The organism is Flavobacterium enshiense DK69, from assembly GCF_000498495.1.
GTDB classification, from domain to species: Bacteria; Bacteroidota; Bacteroidia; order Flavobacteriales; family Flavobacteriaceae; genus Flavobacterium; species Flavobacterium enshiense.
In genome coordinates this window covers 270,351-293,582 of sequence record NZ_AVCS01000009.1, presented here as the reverse complement: position 1 = coordinate 293,582, position 23,232 = coordinate 270,351, and the positions used below count along the sequence as shown (strand labels likewise).

The 23,232-nt window shown below is 38.9% G+C and carries 18 protein-coding genes and 1 tRNA gene; 6 read left to right on the top strand and 13 right to left on the bottom strand.

What is annotated here, in order from left to right; all coding sequences use genetic code 11:
* Nucleotides 1–4: 4 nt before the first annotated feature.
* From FEDK69T_RS07195 to rpe, 6 genes are all read left to right on the top strand, one after another.
* The gene (locus FEDK69T_RS07195; RefSeq protein ID WP_023573487.1) at nt 5–1,264 is read left to right on the top strand and encodes a DUF4249 domain-containing protein; all 1,260 of its coding nucleotides are present in this window, start codon (nt 5–7) and stop codon (nt 1,262–1,264) included.
* Nucleotides 1,265–1,275: 11 nt separating this feature from the next.
* Complete coding sequence (locus tag FEDK69T_RS07190; RefSeq protein ID WP_023573486.1) at nt 1,276–2,514, top strand: DUF4249 domain-containing protein; 1,239 nt, start codon at nt 1,276–1,278, stop codon at nt 2,512–2,514.
* Nucleotides 2,511–4,253 carry a hypothetical protein gene (locus FEDK69T_RS07185; RefSeq protein WP_035630037.1) on the top strand — a complete coding sequence of 581 codons (1,743 nt, stop codon included), beginning with the start codon at nt 2,511–2,513 and terminating at the stop codon, nt 4,251–4,253. Before FEDK69T_RS07190 ends, FEDK69T_RS07185 begins: the two co-directional genes overlap by 4 nt.
* 113 nt (nt 4,254–4,366) lie before the next feature.
* Entirely contained in the window at nt 4,367–5,092 is a 726-nt protein-coding gene (locus FEDK69T_RS07180) for a hypothetical protein (protein ID WP_023573484.1), read from the top strand.
* A 134-nt stretch (nt 5,093–5,226) separates the two neighbouring features.
* Nucleotides 5,227–6,090, top strand: a complete 864-nt coding sequence (locus FEDK69T_RS07175; RefSeq protein ID WP_023573483.1) for a sigma-70 family RNA polymerase sigma factor — start codon at nt 5,227–5,229, stop codon at nt 6,088–6,090.
* A gap of 215 nt (nt 6,091–6,305) precedes the next feature.
* Nucleotides 6,306–6,971, top strand: a complete 666-nt coding sequence (gene rpe / locus FEDK69T_RS07170) for a ribulose-phosphate 3-epimerase (protein ID WP_023573481.1) — start codon at nt 6,306–6,308, stop codon at nt 6,969–6,971.
* A gap of 32 nt (nt 6,972–7,003) precedes the next feature.
* Here rpe and FEDK69T_RS07165 read toward each other — a convergent pair whose 3' ends face one another.
* The 13 genes from FEDK69T_RS07165 to FEDK69T_RS07105 form a co-directional block, all read right to left on the bottom strand.
* Nucleotides 7,004–7,426, bottom strand: a complete 423-nt coding sequence (locus FEDK69T_RS07165) for a CBS domain-containing protein (RefSeq protein WP_035630150.1) — start codon at nt 7,424–7,426, stop codon at nt 7,004–7,006.
* A 73-nt stretch (nt 7,427–7,499) separates the two neighbouring features.
* A complete protein-coding gene (locus tag FEDK69T_RS07160; RefSeq protein ID WP_023573479.1) occupies nt 7,500–8,807 on the bottom strand; it encodes a TolC family protein in 1,308 nt (435 codons plus the stop codon).
* A gap of 4 nt (nt 8,808–8,811) precedes the next feature.
* Nucleotides 8,812–11,901 (bottom strand): efflux RND transporter permease subunit, encoded by a 3,090-nt coding sequence (locus tag FEDK69T_RS07155; protein WP_023573478.1) that lies wholly within the window; start codon nt 11,899–11,901, stop codon nt 8,812–8,814.
* A gap of 16 nt (nt 11,902–11,917) precedes the next feature.
* A complete protein-coding gene (locus FEDK69T_RS07150) occupies nt 11,918–12,976 on the bottom strand; it encodes an efflux RND transporter periplasmic adaptor subunit (protein ID WP_023573477.1) in 1,059 nt (352 codons plus the stop codon).
* 108 nt (nt 12,977–13,084) lie between these two features.
* Nucleotides 13,085–13,885, bottom strand: coding sequence for a zinc-dependent peptidase (locus FEDK69T_RS07145; RefSeq protein ID WP_023573476.1), 801 nt, complete (start codon nt 13,883–13,885; stop codon nt 13,085–13,087).
* 243 nt (nt 13,886–14,128) lie between these two features.
* Nucleotides 14,129–14,202: transfer RNA gene (locus FEDK69T_RS07140), tRNA-Arg, on the bottom strand.
* Nucleotides 14,203–14,286: 84 nt separating this feature from the next.
* The gene (locus tag FEDK69T_RS07135) at nt 14,287–14,736 is read right to left on the bottom strand and encodes a GatB/YqeY domain-containing protein (RefSeq protein WP_023573475.1); all 450 of its coding nucleotides are present in this window, start codon (nt 14,734–14,736) and stop codon (nt 14,287–14,289) included.
* Between the two features lie 315 nt (nt 14,737–15,051).
* Nucleotides 15,052–17,061, bottom strand: a complete 2,010-nt coding sequence (ftsZ, locus tag FEDK69T_RS07130; protein ID WP_023573473.1) for a cell division protein FtsZ — start codon at nt 17,059–17,061, stop codon at nt 15,052–15,054.
* Between the two features lie 12 nt (nt 17,062–17,073).
* Entirely contained in the window at nt 17,074–18,471 is a 1,398-nt protein-coding gene (ftsA, locus tag FEDK69T_RS07125) for a cell division protein FtsA (protein ID WP_023573472.1), read from the bottom strand.
* Between the two features lie 8 nt (nt 18,472–18,479).
* On the bottom strand, nt 18,480–19,202 hold the full coding sequence (locus FEDK69T_RS07120; protein ID WP_035630155.1) for a cell division protein FtsQ/DivIB: 723 nt from the start codon (nt 19,200–19,202) through the stop codon (nt 18,480–18,482).
* 72 nt (nt 19,203–19,274) lie between these two features.
* The gene (murC, locus tag FEDK69T_RS07115) at nt 19,275–20,633 is read right to left on the bottom strand and encodes a UDP-N-acetylmuramate--L-alanine ligase (protein ID WP_023573470.1); all 1,359 of its coding nucleotides are present in this window, start codon (nt 20,631–20,633) and stop codon (nt 19,275–19,277) included.
* A gap of 40 nt (nt 20,634–20,673) precedes the next feature.
* Complete coding sequence (murG, locus tag FEDK69T_RS07110) at nt 20,674–21,768, bottom strand: undecaprenyldiphospho-muramoylpentapeptide beta-N-acetylglucosaminyltransferase (RefSeq protein ID WP_023573469.1); 1,095 nt, start codon at nt 21,766–21,768, stop codon at nt 20,674–20,676.
* A 75-nt stretch (nt 21,769–21,843) separates the two neighbouring features.
* Entirely contained in the window at nt 21,844–23,181 is a 1,338-nt protein-coding gene (locus FEDK69T_RS07105; RefSeq protein ID WP_023573468.1) for an FtsW/RodA/SpoVE family cell cycle protein, read from the bottom strand.
* Between the last annotated feature and the right edge of the window lie 51 nt (nt 23,182–23,232).

Here is a 23,232-nt window from a genome sequence, read left to right as displayed (position 1 = left end):
AAAAATGAAAGCAACATACATTTTGAAAACCATAGCTGCACTGCTGTTTTTCACAAGTATCATAAGCTGCACCGAACCTTATCAGCTAGAAACAAATACCTTCGAAGAGGCTATCGTCATTGAAGCTACCATTACGAATGAATTAAAAAAACAACAGATAAAAGTCAGCAAAACATATCGGCTTGAAGAAAATGGCCCCACTTTCGAAGCAGGAGCTGAAGTATACATGGAAGACGACTTGGGTAACCAATACGAATTTACTGAAGGAGAGAATGTTTACGAATCCACCACAGAATTTCAGGCTGTCCCGGGCAGAAAATACCAATTGTTTGTCACCACGGCTAATGGCAGCGAATATGTTTCCACAAAAGAAACTCTGACGACACCCACCGAAATTGAAAGCCTGAGCACAACTGTTGTGCTGAAAGGCGGTCAAACCGGAGTTGAAATAGGAGTTAACAGTTACGACCCATCAGGCACTTCAAAATATTACCGTTACGAATATGAAGAAACATCACAAATTACAGCTCCAAAATGGAATCCCTTTAATACTATCTTACTAGACCAACCTAGGATATGTGCCAGCATAGGTAGTAGCATTGGTGTATTTATTGGATTTGAAACCATCGGATTTGAACCGAGACCACGAGATACACGTGTTTGTTACATAACAAAAAAATCTGACGAACTTTTTCTCACTACTACCACTGCTTTTAACGAAGATCGGGTAACCAAATTCCCTGTACGCTTTATCGCCAATACGGATTATACTATTGCCGAACGCTACAGCATCCAGGTAACACAGTATGTTCAGAGTTTCGAAGCTTACACTTTTTACAAAACACTGAAAGACATGTCGGGCTCAGGAAGCCTCTTATCTCCTAACCAACCCGGTTTTTTCAGCGGAAACATTAAATCGGCAACCAATCCAAAAGAAAAAGTAATCGGTTTTTTTGAAGTGGCTTCCATGTCATCCAAAAGGATTTTCTTCAATTTCCGGGATATTTTCCCGAATACCCACCTGCCCGTCTATCCTTATGAATGCACTGAATATGAATTTAACAGCAGGAATTTTGGCGAACCTCCTTATAACGAAGAATACCCTTGCGGATCAGGAGGCCCGGGTGGAGCCCTGAGAGAGGATATCCGTGCCGGCCGAAAACTCCATTACAAGTCAGCCTTTCCCTTCTTTACTATGGTTATTACTCCTTGTGGCGATTGTTCTTCCTTTGCATCTAACGTAGTACCACCTTTCTGGCAATGAAAAAAAAGTATATGAAATTTTGCAAATATCTACTACTCTTGGCAGTTGTATTATCGATGATCAACTGCACCGAACCTTATCAGCTAGAAACAAACACCTTCGAAGAGGCTATCGTCATTGAAGCTACCATTACGAATGAATTAAAAAAACAACAGATAAAAGTCAGCAAAACATATCGACTTGAAGAAAATGGCCCCACTTTCGAAGCAGGAGCTGAAGTTTATATGGAAGACGATTTGGGCAATCAATACGAATTTACCGAGGGAGACAAAGTTTACGAATCCACCGTAGAATTTCAGGCTGTCCCGGAAAGAAAATACCAATTGTTTGTCACCACGGCAAATGGCGACGAATATGTTTCCACAAAAGAAACCCTGACGACACCCACCGAAATCGAAAGTCTGAGCACAACGGTTGTAACGAAAGATGGTCAAACCGGAGTTGAAATAGGAGTAAACAGTTATGACCCTTCGGGTACTTCAAAGTATTATCGTTATGTGTATGAGGAAACATCAAGAATTACCGCTCCAAAATGGAACCCTTTTAATACTATCTTATTAGACCAACCCAGGATATGTGCGGGCACCGAATTCCCCGGGTTTGAAACCATCGGGTTTGAACCGAGACCAGCAGATACCCGGATTTGTTACCAGACAAAAAACTCAAACGACATTTTACTCACTACCACCACAGCTTTTAACGAAGACCGGGTGACCAACTTCCCTGTACGCTTTATAGCCAATACGGATTACACGATCGCCGAACGCTACAGCATCCAGGTAACACATTATGTTCAGAGTTTCGAAGCTTACACTTTTTACAAAACACTGAAAGACATGTCGGGATCAGGAAGTCTTTTATCTCCTAACCAACCTGGTTTTTTCAATGGCAATATTAAATCGGCAACTAATCCAAAAGAGAAGGTCATTGGTTTTTTCGAAGTGGCTTCGGCATCATCTAAAAGAATCTTTTTCAATTTTCAAGATATTTTCCCAAACACACCCTTGCCTTTATATCCTTACGACTGCACTGAGTATTCATATGACAGCATGTTTTTTGGCATTAATCTACATCCAACCCCAGAGGTTCCTTGCGGAACCGGCGGGCCAGGTGGTGCATTAAGAGGCGAGATTCGTGCCGGTCGAAAGCTTTTATATTTAAATCGATTTCCCATCTTTATTATGGTTATCCCACCTTGTGGCGATTGTTCCAGATTTGCATCTAACGTAGTACCTCCTTTTTGGCAATGAGAAAAATAATTCACATCCTAGCACTCCTATTTGTTACCAGCAACTTTGTTTTTGGGCAGAGCACTCGTATAATAACACCTATAAATCAGATTAATACTATTGATGAATCTGTCTATTTGCATTGCAGCACCACTACACTCCTTTGCGGCGAAACTCTTTTATTTAAAGTTTATGCCTTAAACACCAAACAAAAAACACTTCGTGCAACAAGTAAAATAGGGTACGTTGAATTAGTTGACAACCGAAACAGTAGTGTTTTAAAACAAAAAATCGTAATAAAAAATGGGACAGGCCAAGGAGACTTCTTTATCTCAACCTCATTAAAAACCGGGAATTATAAGCTCATAGCCTATACAAACTGGACACTCAACAAGGGTGAAAAAGGGATTTACAAAACCGACATTTTCATTATCAATCCATTTGAAAGAGTCCCTTTAGAAGAAAGTACCTTAAAACAACCATCAAACAATGTACTTTCTGAAAAACGAATAGACAACATTAAATCGGACAACAGTTTATTGTCAATAAAAACAGATAAATCCAAATATGCTGTCAGGGAAAAAATAAATCTCACTATTCAAAGTAATGTAAAGAACGAAATCAAAGGAAACTTTTCCATCTCTGTCAGAAAAACAGATAGTCTGCCTGAACATAAGACAGCTACGTCCATCGATTTTTTAAATATGACTGCCCCTCAAAACAATTCAAATAGTGAGAAAAGCAGATTTTTACCTGAAATGCGCGGTGAAATCATATCAGGAAAGATTTCATCAAAAGACAACTCCAAAAGTTTGAAAGACAAAATCGTGTCGCTATCAATTCCCGGAAAATATTTCGGAATCAAAATGGCTAAAACAGATGAAAACGGAAAATTCAATTTCATCCTTGACGAACATCCAGGGTCTTCCAACGCAATAATTCAGGTTGTTGAAAATGACCGTAAGGAATATACTGTTGCGCTTGAAGATGCAATCAAACCGGATTTAAGCATGTTATCCAATATAACCTCTTTACAGCTGAATCCGAAAAACAAAATCGACATTGAGAACCGTTCCATTGCGAATCAGATAGAAAACAGTTATTTCCAGAAGAAAAAAGACAGCCTAGCTGAAATATCTAAAACATCACCTTTCTTCCATCCATTGGAAAAAGAATACATTTTGGACGATTACACCCGTTTCCCAACCTTAAAAGAAACAATTATTGAAGTGTTGGATAATGTCTATTACACAAAAAATGAAAACGGGTACTCAATACGCCTGAGAACCAGTTCTTCTCAGGAGGATTCTTTCGGAGAAGCTTTGGTTATGGTGAATGGTCTTTTACTTCAGGACAATACAGAATTATTTGACTATGATACTCAAAACATTTACAAAGTAAGCTTGGTCAATCATGCTTATGTTTACGGCTCCAAAATTTATAGCGGCGTTATCAATTTTGTCACTAAAAAAAATGATTACGAAACAAAAACAACCGGTGATTTCATTAAAACAGTCATTATTGACAGACCACAAACAAGAAAAAAATACTTTACTCCGAATTACACCGAAAATGATTTTGCACGAATTCCGGATTTCAGGTATCAGTTGCTGTGGGAACCGGAAATCAACCTTGCCGGACAAAAAACATCACTGTTTTTTTTCGCATCTGACGTAAAAGGCCAGTTTGAAATTTCATTAGAAGGGTTTACGGAAAAAGGGGAGGCCGTTTCGTTGAAGGAATTCATAACCGTTGAATAAAAACCAAAAAAAAATAAACTGAAATAACTGACATTTAATCGATTAACCGATGTCGGATTTGTATTGAAAAAAATAAAGTAATTAAATTTATATCAATATTAAAATCGGGCACCATGAAAAAAATTATTCTTCTTTTAATTTTCAGCTTACCTTTACTTGGTTGCGCCGATGATAACAGTAATACTCCATCAAAATCAACGCTTACGAACGACCAGCTTTCCAACGCTCCGGAAGCGAAAGAGGAATACGACGTAAGTAATTACGGAATATATAAAGGCATTTTTGTAGGCTCGTCAGGTACCATTTATGTAAACATCAACAATAAAGGTGCGATTTCAGCAAAAATGGTAATAAACGATGTTACCTATAACAATTTTAAAACCTCCGAAAAGATCATTGAAGGACAACCCATTGTTGGCCTGACGTTTACCAACGGAAGTTCAACTTTTGATTTTAATGTTGATGCCGATGGCGAAAATCCTTTTGTGGACAATATGAACATCAGCGGTCACCCTAATCCGTTTGTGCAGATACTTAAAGAATACTCCTTTGAACAAATAAAATGCTATTTGGGAACTTTTAGCGGTGAAAAAAACGGGGTCTATAATCTGGCTATAGCTTCTGACCCGAAAAACCCTAACAATTATGTCCTTGGATTAGCTACTATTAAAGGAGAAACCCAGGCAATATATTTAGATGGTTCCGTAAGTAAAAATACAATCAACGGAAAATTCCAAGGAGGAACCTTCACAGGTACCATCAAAAACAACACCATAAAAGGAAGTTGGGAAGACGAGACACCACAAAGCGGAAGCTGGACAGCTAAGCGAAAATTATAGAGTTAGTTATTCTGTTTTAGCAGCTCTTTCAGGAGTTTTTCCGGGGGAGCTGCTATTTTTTTCAAAACCTTTGTAACTTTTTAGATAATTGATACGTATAACAAACTGAACATAAAAGACAAGGAGATTCTTAAATGAGACAACTTAAAATCACCAAGCAGGTTACCAATCGTGAAACTGCTTCCTTAGACAAATACCTTCAGGAAATTGGAAAAGTTGATTTGATTACCGCAGATGAAGAAGTAGAATTAGCTCAACGAATAAAAGCGGGAGACCAAAGAGCGTTGGAAAAATTAACAAAAGCCAACTTGCGTTTCGTGGTTTCGGTAGCTAAGCAGTATCAAAATCAGGGTTTAACTTTACCCGATTTGATCAATGAAGGGAACCTGGGGTTAATTAAAGCCGCACAACGTTTCGACGAAACCCGTGGTTTTAAATTTATATCATATGCCGTATGGTGGATTCGTCAGTCGATCCTTCAGGCACTAGCCGAACAGTCACGTATTGTTCGTTTACCATTGAATAAAATTGGTTCGATTAATAAAATCAATAAAATGTACGCTTTGTTAGAGCAATCTAACGAGCGCGCTCCTTCAGCAGAAGAAATTGCACAAGAGTTGGACATGACCGTTAATGACGTAAAAGAAAGCATGAAAAACTCAGGTCGTCATTTATCTATGGACGCGCCACTTGTGGAAGGTGAAGATTCTAACTTATATGATGTATTACGTTCAGGTGAATCACCAAATCCGGATAGAGAATTAATACACGAGTCATTGCGTACGGAAATCGAAAGAGCTTTGGAAACACTTACACCGAGAGAAGCCGATGTTGTTCGTCTGTATTTCGGCTTAGGTGATCAGCACCCGATGACTTTAGAAGAAATTGGAGAGACTTTTGATTTAACACGTGAACGTGTTCGTCAGATTAAAGAGAAAGCTATCCGTAGATTGAAACATACTTCAAGAAGCAAAATTCTTAAAACTTACTTAGGATAATTTGAATTGTCAAAAAAAAGTTGTAATTTGAATTGTTTATTTTAACTTTACGCACTTAAAATTTGACATCCAGTCCTAAAAATATTGAAAATAACAACAGTTTCAATAACTGTTCGTTTTTTGATTGATGATTGAAACTCCGGCTGATTACCGGAGTTTTGCTTTTTATACTATCTTTGCACCAACAAAACGACAACACAACAATACTTTATAAAATGGGTAAACAAGCAATTATAGCACCATCGGTACTTGCGGCAGATTTCGCCAACTTACAGCGCGATATTGAAATGATCAATCAAAGTGAAGCAGATTGGTTCCACATTGACATTATGGACGGTGTTTTCGTACCAAACATTTCTTTCGGAATGCCGGTTTTGGAAGCTATCAACAAACATGCAAAAAAAACTATCGATGTACACCTGATGATCGTTGATCCTGATCGTTACATCAAAACATTTAAAGACTTAGGCTCCGACATTTTAGTGGTTCATTATGAAGCCTCTACTCATTTACATAGAACCCTACAAGCTATCAAAGCTGAAGGGATGAAAGCGGGAGTAGCCTTAAACCCTCACACCAGCGTATCACTTTTGGAAGACCTTATTAACGATATTGATTTGGTTTGCATTATGAGTGTTAACCCAGGATTTGGAGGCCAGTCTTTCATTGAAAACACTTATAAAAAAATCAAACAACTGAAAGAAATCATCGTGCGAAACGGGGCTTCAACCCTTATCGAAATTGATGGAGGAGTAACCAATAAAAATGCAAAACAACTGGTGGAAGCCGGAGCTGATGTATTGGTAGCCGGAAGCTATGTTTTCAGAGCAGAAGATCCTATCGCAACCATCGCAGATTTGAAAAAAATCACTGAAATATAACAAAAAAAGGCGCTGAGATTCAGCGCCTTTTTTTATTCGTACTGTTCAATCAAATACCGAATCAAATCAGTTGTAGTTACTATCCCTACCAGTAAATCGCCTTCGCAAACCGGCACTGCATGAAATTCATTATTTGCCAGTATTTCAGCTGTCTCTTTAATTGTGGTTTCAGGTGTGACCGTAATCACTCTTTTGGTCATGACCTGCTCAATTGTAAACATATTATAAACGGTCACATCAATTATTTCATCTTCATCATCGGCAGCATCTGCATACGAAATACGAAGCAAATCCGTATAACTTAACATCCCTAAAATTTTATTTCCACTAACCACAGGTATGTGGCGGATTTTATGCTCCTTAAACAAACTTTCCGCTTTTGTCAAATCGTCGGTCAAATTCAATTTCACGACATTTTGCGTCATAATGGTTGACACATCCACAAGTTTTTTCATAACCATAAAGTTTTGATAATGAATAAATTCATCACTATAAAGTTACAAAATAGCTAGCTAAAATTCGACAAAATTAAAACTTGATGTTGCCCGCAATTTCATTCAACATTACTTCAGAAATTTTTGCCTGAAATTTAGCACTGGTATTTCTGGCCTTAACATTTATGTAATTCTCCTGTGCATTTCTGAACTCAATTGTTGGAATCGATCCTAATTTGAATTTTTCCAACGTGATTTCAAGATTCTTTTTAGCAATATCTTCGTTATGCTCTTCTAATTTAACCAATTCCACATTGGTCAGGTACGTCTGATATGTCGAATGTAACTCAGAACTTATACTTTGTCTTTCCTGTTCAATTAAAAGACTGGAATTATCTACCTGAAGCTTGGCAATTTTTTCATTTTTCGTTTGGAGAAACCCGTTAAAAATATTCAGTGTTGCGGCCACACCATAGTTGAATCCATTACTTGATGATTGCGAAACAAATCCTAAACTGGATTCACTCTTATTGAAATTGTAACCTGAATTCAATCTTACTAATGGGTATCGTTCAGCCCGAACCTGCTTTAAATCTAATTCAGCTACCCTCTTATTTATCAATGCCAATTGCAGCTGCGGATTTTGCTTCTCCACCAAGTCCTGCAATTCTTGCAATTGTAAATTTTCGTCAATTGTTACTTCTTCTTCTACTTTAAAATCGGTTGCCGAATCGCGTGCCAAAAGTGCATTCAGGTTTACTTTTGAAATCTGAAAAAACTGTTTTAGAAGCAAAAGATTAGACAAATCCTGATTCATATCAACCTGAGCATTCAACACTTCCAGTTTGGATGCCTTTCCAATGGAAAACCGGTTTTCGGCCAACTTTAAACGCTGCTTGGAAATTACTATCGTTGTATCCAAGGCTTTTATCAGTTGTTGCTGTTTCACCAAATCGTAATAGGTGGTCATCACATCGCTGACTTTAGTCAAAATAGTCGATTTTAACTGCACCTCACCTTGTTTTTCCAATGTTTGCAACTGATCGTAACGCGCGAACATTTTTAAACCATCGAAAACAGTCCATCCTAAATTCACACCATAAGTCATGTTGTTGTTTTTGGCATCGTTCAATTCCCGAACCTCACCCGTTGACTGCGTTTGCTTGGTGTTTTGAATGTTGTTATTTTGGGTAAATGTCCCATCTATCCTAGGCAGCATTCCTGCATTAGCAAGGCTTTTATTCTCTTTACTGACTTCCAAATCATTAGAAGCAAGTTTGATATCATAATTGTTTTTCAGCGCAATTTGCACGGCCTCCTCAACCGTTAAGACCTCTTGCCCATAACCGTTAAATGCGACCGCTAACAACAATGCTATTTTAAACAAAATGTTCCTTTTCATGAAATTATTCCTTTTCGTATTCTTTAATATTATCAAATTCCGGACGGTGTTTTCTTTCTCGCGACCACATTAAGTAAACTGCCGGAATTACAAACAAAGTCAACATCAGCGAAAACAAGGTTCCGCCAACAATAACTACTCCCATCCCGATTCGGCTTGTTGATGCAGCTCCCAAAGACAACGCAATAGGCAATGCGCCCAATGCTATCGCGAGACTCGTCATTAAAATAGGTCGCAGTCGGGATTCGGAAGCCTCTAAAATAGCCTCATATTTTGATTTCCCCTGTTCCCGTAACTGATTAGCAAATTCGACAATTAAAATACCGTTCTTCGTTACCAGACCTATCAGCATCACCGTTCCGATCTGACTGAAAATGTTCCAAGTCTGACCGAACAACCAAAGCGAAAACAAAGCTCCGGCCACCGCCATAGGCACCGTTAAGATAATAATAAACGGATCAATAAAGCTTTCAAACTGCGCTGCCAAAATCAAAAATATCAACAACAAAGCCAATCCGAAAGCGAAAGATGTATTCGAACTGCTTTCCTGAAAATCACGGGATTCACCACTTAAATCGGTTGTAAAAGTATCATCCAGCACTTTCTCTTTAATGCGTTCCATAGCATCAATTCCGTCTCCAATACTTTTTCCCGGAGCCAATCCTGCCGAAACCGTGGCCGACATATAGCGATTGTTGTGATATAATTGTGGTGGACTGCTCTGCTCTTCCACAGTAACCAGGTTATCCAACTGAATTAACTGACCTTTGTCACTTTTTACGAAAATCGATGTCAGGTCCATTGGCGCATTTCTGTCTTTTTTATCAAATTGCCCCATTACCTGATATTGTTTGCCGTTCATCATAAAATAACCAAATCGTTGTCCGCTTAAAGAAAGCTGTAATGTTTGGGCTACATCGATTACCGAGACTCCCAGACTTTGTGCTTTTTCCCTGTCGATGGTCACATAAATTTCCGGTTTGTTGAATTTCAGATTGACGTCCGAATTGGAGAACGTCGGATCGTTTTCTACCTCTTCCATAAACTGCGGAATCTTCTGTTCTAGTTTTTTAAAATTCGGCGCCTGAATTACGAACTGGATTGGCATTCCACCTCTACGGTTAACGGCAATGGTCGGCGACTCTGAAACGCTGACTTTCGCCTCGGAATATTGTTTTGTCCATTTGGTGAGATCCTCCGCAACTTGTTTCTGTTTCTTATCCCTTTCATCAGGCTGCACCAAGGCAATTCTGGCTCGTCCTGAATTTACAGAAGAAGCACCAAATCCCGGAGAAGTAACAATCAAACTCACTTTTTTCTCAGGAATCGAATCATTGATCAAGTCGTTCAGCTCACTCATGAAATGATCCATATAATCATAGGAAGCACCTTCCGGAGCCGTTACATTCACGCTGATAAAACTACGGTCATCATACGGAGCCGTTTCCTTCTGAAGAACATTGAAAAACAGAAAAATCAAACCAAAACACCCAATCAAGATTGGAAAACTCAGCCATTTTTTCTTTAAAAAGCCCATCAGTGCTTCAGCATAACCTGAATTCATTTTCTGAAAAAACGGTTCGGTTAAATCATAAATTTTAGATTTTTTCTGCACACCGCTTTTCATCAGATATGCATTCAGCATCGGCGTAAGCGTTAACGAAACAAAAGCCGAAATCAGTACCGCAGCGCCAATTACCACACCAAACTCACGGAACAGCCTTCCAACGAAACCTTCCAGGAAAATTACCGGAAGGAAAACAGCAGCCAAAGTGATTGAGATGGAAATTACGGCAAAGAAAATTTCATTGGAACCTTTAATTGCCGCTTCAATAGGAGTCATCCCCTCCTCTACCTTCTTGAAAATATTTTCAGTTACCACGATACCGTCATCAACAACCAAACCTGTAGCCAATACGATTGCCAGCAATGTCAACACATTTACCGAAAATCCGCATAAATACATTATGAAAAAAGTAGCTATTAACGAAACCGGAATATCAATTAAAGGACGGAAGGCAATGGCCCAATCCCTGAAAAACAAGTAAATGATCAATACTACGAGTATAATTGACAACAGCAAGGTTTCCGCCACTTCCAAAACCGCTTTTTTCACAAAAACTGTGTTATCTACAGCAATATTCAGTTTGAAATCTTTCGGCAGATCTTTTTTTAACTGCTCATACTTTTGATAGAATACTTCGGCAATGTCAAGATAATTAGTTCCAGGTTGCGGAATAATAGCCAAACCAACCATCGGCTGTCCGGAATCAGACAATTTCGTTTCCAGGTTCTCTGCTTCCAAAGAGGCCTTACCGATGTCGCTAAGACGGACAATTCTGTCGCTTTCCGCTTTGATGATTATATTATTAAACTCTTCTTCGGTAGAAATATTCCCGAGGGTCTTAACCGTAAGTTCTGTGTTGGCCCCAGTTAATTTTCCGGAAGGCAGTTCCACATTCTGCTTATTCAAAGCTACGCGCACATCGGCCACCGTACAACCATAAGAGGCTAATTTTACAGGATCAATCCACAAGCGCATGGCATATTTTCGTTGTCCCCAAATCTGAACGCTACTAACTCCCGGAATCGTCTGCAAACGCTGTGAAAGTACATTATCAGCATAATCCGTAAGTTCAAGTACATTTTTATTATCACTCTGAACCGTCATGGTAATAATAGGCTCCGAATCGGCATCAGCTTTAGAAACTACAGGCGGAGCATCGATATCCTGCGGCAGACTGCGAACCGCCTGCGACACCTTATCGCGAACATCATTAGCAGCTTCTTCTAGATTTTTGTCAAGGTCAAATTCGATATTGATATTACTGCGCCCCTGACTGCTGGAAGAAGATATATTCCTGATTCCATCAATGGAATTAACCGCTTTCTCCAAAGGTTCTGTAATCTGCGATTCGATAATATCGGCATTTGCGCCCGAATAATTCGTCTGAACTGATATTTGTGCCGGGTCGATAGATGGAAATTCACGTACTCCCAAAAAAGTATACCCTATGATTCCGAATAATATCAGCATCAGGTTGAGTACTATGGTAAGCACCGGTCTTTTTATACTTAAAGTGGATAAACTCATAACTAATAATTTTATCTTACTTTAAATTCACTTTTACTGGAGAATCCTCCTTCAACATCATAACACCGCTGGTCAAAAGAGTGTCGCCTGCTTTAAGTCCGGATAAAACCAAAACCTCTTTATCGGTGCGGGCTCCGGTTTCAACCATAACTTCTTTTGCTTTTCCATTGACGGACACAAACACTTTTTTCCCGTTTTGTACCGGAATAAGCGCTTCGGTAGGCACTAATATGGCATCGTTGATTTTATCTAATGGCAGGGCAATACTGGCGAATGTTCCGGGAATCAATTTACCGTCTGAATTATTCGCGATGGCCCTCATTTTTAAAGTTCTCGTATCCACCTCGATTCCCGGTTCGATGGCATAAATTTTGGCCGCAAACGTGTCTTTGGAACCTGCTACCGAAAACGAAATGCCTGTATTGATTTTCATCTGCGTAGCGTATTTCTCAGGAATCGAGAATGTTATTTTCACCTGACTGGTATTTACAAGATTGGCAACAATGATTGTTGGCGTAACATAAGTTCCTTTAGAGATGGAACGAAGTCCGATCTTACCTGAAAACGGAGCTTTTACCGACGTTTTGGCAATTTGAGCTTGTATTAGTTGTGTTTGAGCTTTAGCCGAACGAAAATCGGCGCTCGCGACATCATATTCTTCCTGACTAATAGCTTCTTTGGCCAACAATAATCTGGCGCGTCTTTCATTCTCCGAAGCTAAAGCCTGTTTGGTTTTGGCCTGAGACAATTGAGCACGAAGTTCCACATCATTAATTTTGAAAAGTTGCTGCCCTTGAGTAACAAATGTTCCTTCATCGAAGTTGATACTTTCAACAATACCGGAAACTTCGCTGCGGATTTCCACCTGTTCATTAGCATCAATCGAACCTGAAAGGGAAAGATTATCTGAAAAAACTCGGGGTTTTAGAACAATGCCGGAAACTTTAGCCGGTTTTTTATCACCGCCTTTTTCTTTTCCTCCTCCCTCTTTTTGCTTATTTTCGGATATTCTGTAAAAAATCAAACCTCCCAAAACTATGGAAAGCAGTAAGTAAATTATGTATTTGGGTTTCATAAGATATAAGATATGTGCTTTATGACTCCAATTCTAAGATTTGGTTTAAACAAAGCTACTTCTTAATCTTTTTTTTAACAGCCCTTTAGGATAGTATTTAACAAAAATTTAGCGACTGCCTTTGAAATTTATCATCAATTCCACCTTGTGATACAATTCGGGAAATTCCCTTCTGAATTGATCCGGACTCTCGAAAAAATGCTCCAGGACAACTGCCAGGAATTCATACTTGTTAGTGTAAGCGTAAATACGGAAATAGTTTGATTCAATCAAGCGTTTTGCATTAGGCACATGATGGATATACTGCATTATTTCATCAAACATATCCGAGAATAAATTCATGCTGGTATTATAGCTTTTCATCGCCTGAAAATTAAGTGCATGAGCAAATTCGTGAAGCCCCAGATTATGGTTGTCATTTTGAATACTGAATCCCTGTTGAAAATCTTTCCAGGAAAACGCAATTACTTTAACCGACGGATTGAACTCCCCTTTGTGATATTGCTCTGTTGTAATGGAATAATATTCGTCGGGATAAATCAATATATGTTCAAAAACATCGTAGAGATAATTTTTCATCCCGAAAGTCAGCATCGTGGAGGTGGCTGCTATATGCACTTTCATCCGATCGTTCACAACCAAACCTGATTTACCCACGAATTCATATTCGGCAATAAAATTTACTACACGGTGTTCAAAATACTTTTTCTCTTTTCTGGTAAGCTTGTTATAAAAAACAGATTCACTCTTTAGTATATTACGCTGTGATCGTTTTAAACGTTTTAAAAACGGATAAAAATGAATATAAAGAGGCTTTTTATAGACGGCAACATATACTTTCTCGTAAGCCTTAAAAAGGAACATTCCGACAAAAAAAAGCGCAACAAAACCGAGCAGAAGCTTTTCCAAGAATTATAATTTACAGATTAGGGGCTAAATTAATTTCCACTTGCATTAAAAAACAAGGACCATCATTTAAAACGGAACGCCTAAAAATACAAAAAAGAAACAAAAACCAACATTTTGTTTCTTTTTTATTTGTGATCTCCAAGGAGTTTACAAAGCATTCACCTCAAAATCCTCCTTTGAAAATAAAAAAACACAAAAATTTAAAAGCAAGCTTTACATTTTTGTGTTGTTCTTATTTATTTGTGACCTCGGAGGGGTTCGAACCCCCAACCCTCAGAGCCGAAATCTGATATTCTATCCAGTTGAACTACGAGGCCATTAATATTTTTTAGACTTCTTATATTTTTTGATTATTAGAACTAACATTGTCTAAAAATCTAAGAAGTCCAAGCTATATATATCTACACTAATAATTTTTTAACTATAGTAGAAATCGTTTTTCCTTCAGCGGTTCCGCCTAATTTTTCAGTAGCCAATCCCATAACCTTACCCATTGAAGCCATTCCGGAGGCGCCCGTTTCAGCAATGATTTGCGCAACAACAACTTCAACTTCTTCTTCTGAAAGCTGTGCAGGCAAAAATTTCTCGATAACAGCCACCTGAGCTAATTCCGGTTCCGCTAAATCAGGACGGCTTTGCTCTGTAAAGATAGCCGCACTGTCTTTACGCATTTTCACCAATCGTTGCAACAATTTGATTTCATCTGCTTCCGAGATCTCTTCTTTTGAACCTGACGCTGTCTGTGCCAACAACAATTCTGATTTTATCGCACGCAAAGCTTCTAAAGCTACAGTATCTTTTGCTTTCATGGCGTTTTTCATTTCGTCCATGATTTTTGTTGCTAAACTCATAGTAAGGTATTTGTTTGTCTATTATTCTTATTTTATTTTGACTGCAAAAAACAAATGATTTCCTCCCCAGATCCAATTCCTTTACTCTGCATTATCTTCAATGCTCAATAAATACAAAGTTTTGCACCGAAATCCAAGCATTGTAAGCTAGTTTGAAAAACCTGCAATGGCAAATTGGAGAAAAGCGAAAAATGGCTGGATGTTAAAACCTTAACCATTTGCTGTAAAACCATTTTTTATTTCGCTATGCGAAGATAAAAAAATAACCCGAAACATTACTGCTTCGGGTTAAAGGTTTCTCAAAAAAAAGGTTAGTTAATCCACATTATCATGAAGGAAAGAATTATTGGAACGCAACTGAATGTCGTCGTTACTATCCATTCCCAAAGACATGCGGGATTTGCTGTTATCGATGGCAGCCGAATTTAAATCTACTCCCATTCTTTTATAAGCGGGTTCTTTTTCCAATTCATTAACACGGGTTGCACTGTTATTGAATTTATAATTGAACTCTTTCATTTTTCTTTTACGCTCTTCGGCACGCATACGCAATGTTTCTTCGATTGTCATTTCCACCGGAGAAATTTCATCGTAATGTGCATGAGCTGCTACCGGAGTTGCCACCGGAGTCATTACCGGAGCAACCTCTGTTTTTTTCATAGTGAAGTTCAACTCCGCAGGAATTGGCTCTTCTTTCACCTCTTCCACTACTGGTTTTGAATTTGCCAGTTCGTTTTCTTTTTCCATATAATCGTCCAAAGAATAACGAATAACTCCCGATTGGTTTACTTCGGTAACCGGAACTACCTGAACAGGCTCGTTCACTTTCATCTCGCGAGTCTCTTGCGTTAAATCAAAAACCATACGGTCGTCGTTGGTTGAAACACCCCCGTTTGTCAAATCGAAAGAAAAAGCGATTTGCTCCTGAACCTTTTCAATTTCAGACGTAACGATTTCTGGCTTTACGATCTCCGCTCCAAAAACTTCAATTTCTCGAACATCTTTAATTTCGAATTTCTGCTGTTCCGTTACTGGAGATACGATTTCAAAAAACACATCTAAGTTATTGATGAATTCAGAAGTTGGCACCAAATCCACTTCCGCTACAGGCTTTTTTACTTCAACAACTTCCACCTCCTCTTCCAATGTAAACACAACCTTTTCTTCCACTACCGGAGTAACTTCCGCTACAACCGGCATTGCTTTTGGCTGTTCAGTCGGAATTGAAAAATCAAATGACGGAACCATTGGTTTTTGAGTTAAATCCTGAACCAATTTTTGCTCACCCTCTAACGCGTGAATAATTTTCTTTGGCTCTGTATTAACGATTTCCGCCTGTTGCTCAACATTAAATCCTGTTGCTATAATAGTAACCGCTACAGCATCTCCTAACGATTCGTCTTCACCAACTCCCATAATGATATTAGCATTGAAACCTGCTTCTGTCTGGATATGGTCGTTGATTTCCCCGATTTCGTCAATTGTAATTTCATTGGTTCCGGAAACTATTAGCAACAATACATTTTTAGCTCCTGTAATCTTATTATCGTTCAATAACGGAGAATCCAAAGCATTGATAATAGCCTCTTTCGCACGGTTTTCACCTGATGCAGTTGCCGATCCCATGATTGCTGTTCCGCTGTTAGATAAAACGGTTTTAGCATCTTTCAAGTCGATATTTTGCGTGTAGTGATGTGTAATAACCTCTGCAATACCGCGTGAAGCCGTTGCCAAAACTTCATCTGCTTTAGAGAATCCAGCTTTAAAACCAAGATTTCCGTAAACTTCTCTTAACTTATTATTATTGATAACGATTAAAGAATCTACCTGCTTCCTAAGTCTTTCAACACCTGATAACGCTTGGTCCTGACGAACTTTTCCTTCAAATTGAAACGGAATAGTAACTATACCTACAGTAAGAATATCTCTTTCCTTAGCTAATTGCGCGATAACCGGAGCAGCACCTGTTCCAGTTCCACCGCCCATACCAGCTGTGATGAATACCATTTTAGTATTAACATCCAACATTTTTTCAATTTCTTCAATACTCTCCAAAGCGGATTGTTGTCCTACTTCAGGATTTGCCCCTGCCCCAAGACCTTCCGTCAAATTAACGCCCAACTGGATTTTATTAGGCACAGAACTGTTTTGTAACGCCTGTGAATCCGTGTTACAAACAATAAAGTCCACACCCTTAATCCCTTGCTTAAACATGTGATTGATGGCATTGCTACCACCTCCACCTACACCAATAACCTTAATAACATTTGATTGATTTTTTGGTAAATCAAATGAGATGCTTCCAAAATCTGAATTGCTTTCCATACTGTATCGGTTTTATTCTGCGTTATCTAAAAATTCTTTAATTCTATCTATATATTTATCAAAAAAGCCGCCTCTTACCCCTGGATTAGGCGTATCCGGTCTTTTCGGAACATCTTCCACAACCACGATAGGTTCAGGACGCCTATCCTCTTCTGGCTCTTTCACTGTTTCTTCAACAATTATCGGAGGACTAACCACAACTTTAGGCACTTCGTTTTTAATTTCCACCAAAGGAACTGCACTTCTTGTATTGTTACGAATACTATTCATGACCAATCCAACTGCCGTGGCATACATCGGACTTGAAATCTCCTCATCGGAATTGCCAGCCAAATGCTCGTTCGGATAACCAATTCTCGTATCCATTCCAGTGATATATTCCACCAATTGTTTTATATGTTTCAATTGCGCTCCACCACCTGTCAACACGATTCCTGCAATTAGTTTTTTGCGAGGATCCTCGTGTCCGTAAGCTTTGATTTCCGCAAACACCTGTTCAATGATTTCCACTACGCGCGCATGAATGATTTTCGAAAGGTTTTTCAAAGAAATTTCTTTTGGCTCACGACCTCTCAAACCAGGGATAGAGACAATCTCATTGTCTTTATTTTCACCAGGCCAAGCTGATCCGAATTTTACTTTCAGCAATTCAGCCTGTTTTTCAATAATCGAACAACCTTCTTTAATATCTTCAGTGATCACATTTCCTCCAAAAGGAATAACTGCAGTATGACGTATTATTCCATCTTTAAAAATAGCCAAATCCGTAGTACCCCCACCGATGTCGATAAGCGCAACACCCGCTTCTTTTTCTTCCTGACTTAAAACCGCGTCAGCTGACGCTAAAGGCTCCAAGGTCAATCCTGACAAATCCAAATCGGCACTTTTAATACATCTTCCAACATTACGGATTGATGCAGCTTGCCCAACCACCACATGGAAACTGGCCTCCAAACGTCCGCCATACATTCCGATTGGCTCTTTAATCTCGGATTCACCGTCAATTTTATACTCCTGAGGCAGCACATGGATGATTTCCTCACCTGGCAACATCGCCAATTTACTTACCTGATTAACCAACATATCAATATCAGCATCACCGATCACTTCCTCAGCATTGTTTCTGCTGATGTAATCACTGTGCTGAATACTACGAATGTGCTGGCCGGCAATCCCTACCACCACATCATTGATTTTGTAACCTGAATCCGCCTCTGCCTCAGCAATTGCCTGCTGAATCGACTGGATTGTCTGCGTAATATTATTCACAACACCACGAGCCACACCAAGACTTTTGGATTTCCCAACGCCCAAAATCTCTAACTTCCCATACTCATTTTTCTTGCCGATCATTGCAACAATCTTCGTTGTTCCAATGTCTAACCCAACTGCAATACTTTCTTTTTCCATATCTCCTTCTATTTGGTGCACACAACTTGTTGCGTAAACTTCAAATTAATCATTTTATATTCGCCTATCAAGGTGTCTTTCATCGCATGCTGAAAGAAAGCTTTGTAATTATTAAACTTCTTATCAACATTGATCGGTTTACCGAAAAGAATTCCGTAATCGTAATTCCTGTTCGTCATCAATAAGCTTCCCGACTCCAAAATTTTGGCTCCGGTAATATTTTTTTTCAAAAAATCATCATCGTGGATTTTCTGAAAAACCTCGGTCAGACCTTTTCTGTTTTCCTCATTTATTTTCCCAAAAACAAGTGGCACTCTAGCGGAAAAATTATCCGACAAAGGCATTTTATTTCCTTCGTAATCAATGTAATAAGAACTACTTTCGTTACTCACTCTAGCGATTGGGGTCTTTTGCGTTACGAGTGCTTTTAGAGTTCCGTCAACAGTGGCGTAAACCTGCGCATCGGCAATCATTTCATGATCATCGAGTTCACGCTCTAATCTATTCAAATCTACTTTATCTTTTCGTATAGTCGTAACACTGCTAAAATTTTGTATTAACAAGTTATTAACCATTTCATCGGTTACAAAAGGCATATTTTCCCCGGCGAATTTCACCTCGGTTTTCAACAGTTTTCTTTCCTCATTCCGCTTTGAAGAAAAGGAATACAGAAAAGCCAACAAGCCAATCATTAACACCAATCGTACATCTGTCCATTTAATCTTTTTCATCTCATTAATTTTATTTTTCATCGATATTCGATGCAATCGCCAATTGAATCAATCGTAAACAACACCCATCTTTTAATGGCTTGTGTCATTTTCCAACGCTTTTTTAATATCCGGAACCATTTCACCCACATCACCCGCACCTATGGTAACAATTACCGGAGCATCGGACACTTTCATAAGCGAAATCAGTTCTTCTTTCTGAACCAGCCTTTTATTATTGTTTTCTATTTTATCCAGCAGCCATTGGGAGGTCACCCCTTCCATCGGCAATTCTCTGGCCGGATAAATTTCCATCAGCATCACCTCGTCAAACTGCGATAAACTTTTAGCAAAATCATCGGCAAAATCTTTCGTTCGGCTAAACAAATGCGGTTGAAAAACAGCCAGCACTTTTTTTCCCGGATACAATTCGCGAACCGCCTGATGTACCGCATTAATTTCTGTCGGATGATGCGCATAGTCGTCGATATACACCAATTCCGGTTTTCGGATCTGGAATGAGAAACGACGTCTTACGCCTTTAAAAGTTAAAAAAGCTTTGGCTATGTCCTCGGTTGGGGTGCCGAATGTACGCGCCATTGCCAAAGCTAATAAAGCATTGGTCAGATTATGTCTGCCCGGTAGGCCAAATTGTAAATCTTTTATTTCTTCTGTTGGCGTTTTCACATCAAAAACATACCAGCCATTTTCTATTCTTATATTTTTTGCCACGAAATCAGAACCATCGTTCACTCCAACCGTTATTGCCTCCAAAGGCAATCCGTTATTAATAAAAAGATGTTGCTTATCCTCCACTTTGTGTGCAAATTCCACAAATGAAGCTTCAATAGCCGTTGCATCGCCGTAAATATCCAAATGATCCGCATCCATGGAAGTCACGCAGGCAATATTCGGGTACAGATGCAAAAATGAACGATCAAATTCATCTGCCTCCACCACCGTTACGGTTTTCCCGTTTCCGATTAAATTCGAATTGTAATTTTCAACAATTCCGCCTAAAAAAGCAGTCACATCAGCACCGCTTTCATGCAAAACATGGCCAAGTATACTGGATGTCGTAGTTTTCCCATGAGTACCAGCTACGGCAAAACAGAATGTATCTTTGGTAATGATTCCCAAAACTTCGGCGCGTTTTTTAACCACAAAACCGTTATCTAGAAAATAATTCCATTCCGAGTGATGTTTCGGAACCGCAGGCGTGATTACAACTAATGTATTTTCTTTATTCAAATACTCCTCACCAATCAGTTTCACATCGTCTTCAAAATGAATCGAAATCCCGCTTTCTTCTAATTCGCCAGTTAAATGTGTATGCGTCTTATCATAACCAGCCACATTTTTTCCGATGAATTTAAAATAACGCGCCAAGGCACTCATTCCGATGCCTCCAATTCCGATGAAATAGACGTTCTGTATTTGGTTTAGGTTCATAATCTTCTATTTTAAAGATTGAAAGATGAATAATTCAAGATTATTTTATCAACTTCACAATCTCATCCACAATATCTTTGGTGGCATTAGGCAATGCCAATTGTTTTATATTTTTACTCAATTCGTTTTGTTTTTCTCCGTTGGAAATTAAATCCTGAAAAACTGTTTCGAACTGATTCTCTAATTCTGATTCTTTTAATAAAATAGCGCCGTTTTTATCAACAATCGCTTTCGCGTTTTTGGTTTGATGATCTTCGGCCACATTGGGTGACGGAATAAAAATTACCGGTTTCCCAACTATACACAATTCTGATACGGAAGAAGCACCTGAACGAGAAATCACCACATCGGCGGCAGCATAAACCAAATCCATTCGATCAATAAACGAAAGCACCTGAACATTTTCCTTATCCGAAAAACGTTTGTATTCTTCAAAATATAATTTTCCGCATTGCCAGATAATCTGAACGTTTTGTGACAGCAGAAAATCCAATTCTTTTTCAAGCAACTGATTGATTCTTCTTGCCCCTAAACTTCCTCCCAAAACCAATAATGTTTTTTTGGAAGGATCAAGATTGAAATAAGCAATAGCTTCGAATCGCTTTTCACTTACCGAAATCAGATCCTGACGCACCGGATTACCTGTTAAAATCATATTTTCTTTGGGAAAGAATCTTTCTAAATTTTCATAAGCCACACAAATCTTATTGGCTTTTTTACTCAGCAATTTATTTGTTATTCCGGGATATGAATTTTGCTCCTGAATCACCGTCGGAATTCCCATCATAGAGGCCACTTTTAAAACAGCTCCGCTTGCAAATCCACCAGTTCCCACAACCACATCAGGTGTAAAACTTTTCAAAATTCCGAATGATTTTGACAAACTGGAAATCAACTTAAAAGGAAACATCGCATTATCCACTGTCAGTTTTCGCTGAATGCCCGAAATCCACAATCCTTCTATCGGATAGCCCGCCTGAGGAACTTTTTGCATCTCCATTTTATCTTTGGCTCCCACAAAAAGAATATCAGCATTCGGGAAACGGTTTTTCAACTCGTTTGCAATCGCCACCGCAGGATAGATATGCCCTCCGGTTCCCCCTCCGCTGATTATGAATTTTGGATTTTTTTTCATTTTTTAGTTTCTGAGTTACTTAGTATCTGAGTTACTAGTTTTATTCCCTATATTCTTGACTCTTGAAGCTATCTCTCACTTCTTATTCAAAACTGCATTCATCGGGTTATCTGTTTGGTCTTCTATCGAATAATTTTCCCCGGATTCAGTTTTCTTAGCTCTTTCGATTATCTCATCAATCTCATTTTCTTTTTCCGCTTCGAATGCCACTTCACGGTCGATTATGCGTTGTAACGCTTCGTCCCTTAATTTAGCTTCCGCTTCTATCTGAGCGATTTCTTCTTCTTTCTTGGTCACACTCAATATGATTCCGACAGCGATACAGGTCATCCAGATAGAGGTTCCCCCGCTACTGATTAACGGAAGCGTCTGTCCGGTAGTAGGCAATAATTCAACCGCCACACCCATATTAGTAAAAGCCTGAAAAACGATCGGAAAACCGAGCCCTACTATGAGCAGCTTACCAAACATTGTTGGTGCTTTATGTGCGGTGATCAGGAATCGTATAAAAAGCAGCAGGTACAATCCCATTATGGCAAATCCACCCAACAGTCCATATTCTTCCACAATAATTGCGAATATAAAATCCGAAGAAGACTGTGGCAAAAAGTTTTTCTGCACACTTTTACCGGGACCTAAGCCATAGATTTTACCTGAGGCTATTGCAATTTTTGCTTTTTCAATCTGATAATCGTCCTCATTTTCCTCATCCGAACTAAAGCGCTCAATACGGCTCATCCAGGTATTTACACGACTCGTTAATTTGTTATCCGGAAAAGCTTTGGCAATTAAAACGAAAAGTAACAGACCAGCGACACCCATACCTATTATCGTAAACAGGTATTGCAATCTGTATTTCCCAACAAACACTAACATACAAACCATCGAGAACATCAGGGCTGCCGTAGAAAAGTTGGCCGGTAAAATCAAACCGATAATTCCGAAAACCGGCATCCATAATTCAAAAAAAGACGACTTAAACGTATATTCTTTTTCTTCAATTTTAGAGAGATACCTGGCAACATACACCATCATCACGATGAACGCAAAAGCAGAAGGCTGGAAAGAAACACCGATAAAAGGAATCTGCAACCAACGGCTCGCATTGGCACCTCCGATTGTATTACCCTGAAGCATTGTAAAGGCAAGCAACACAAGAACCAAAGGCATCAGCCACCAGGAAAAAGCTTTAAAGTAATGGTAAGGTGTCCTATGCACGAAATAGATAAAACAGAAACCAATAAATACATGAACTAAATGCTTAATCAAATGTCCAATTATTGAACCATTCCCAACAACATACACCAAATTGGTACTTGCACTAAAAACAGGCATAAAAGAAAATAGCGACAAGAGGGCTACGAATGCCCATATTCCTCTATCCCCTTTAAGTTTTCCAATTAGTTCTTTCATTCTTTTTTGAGTTGCTAAGTAACTGAGGCACTAAGGCACTGAGTTTTCTTA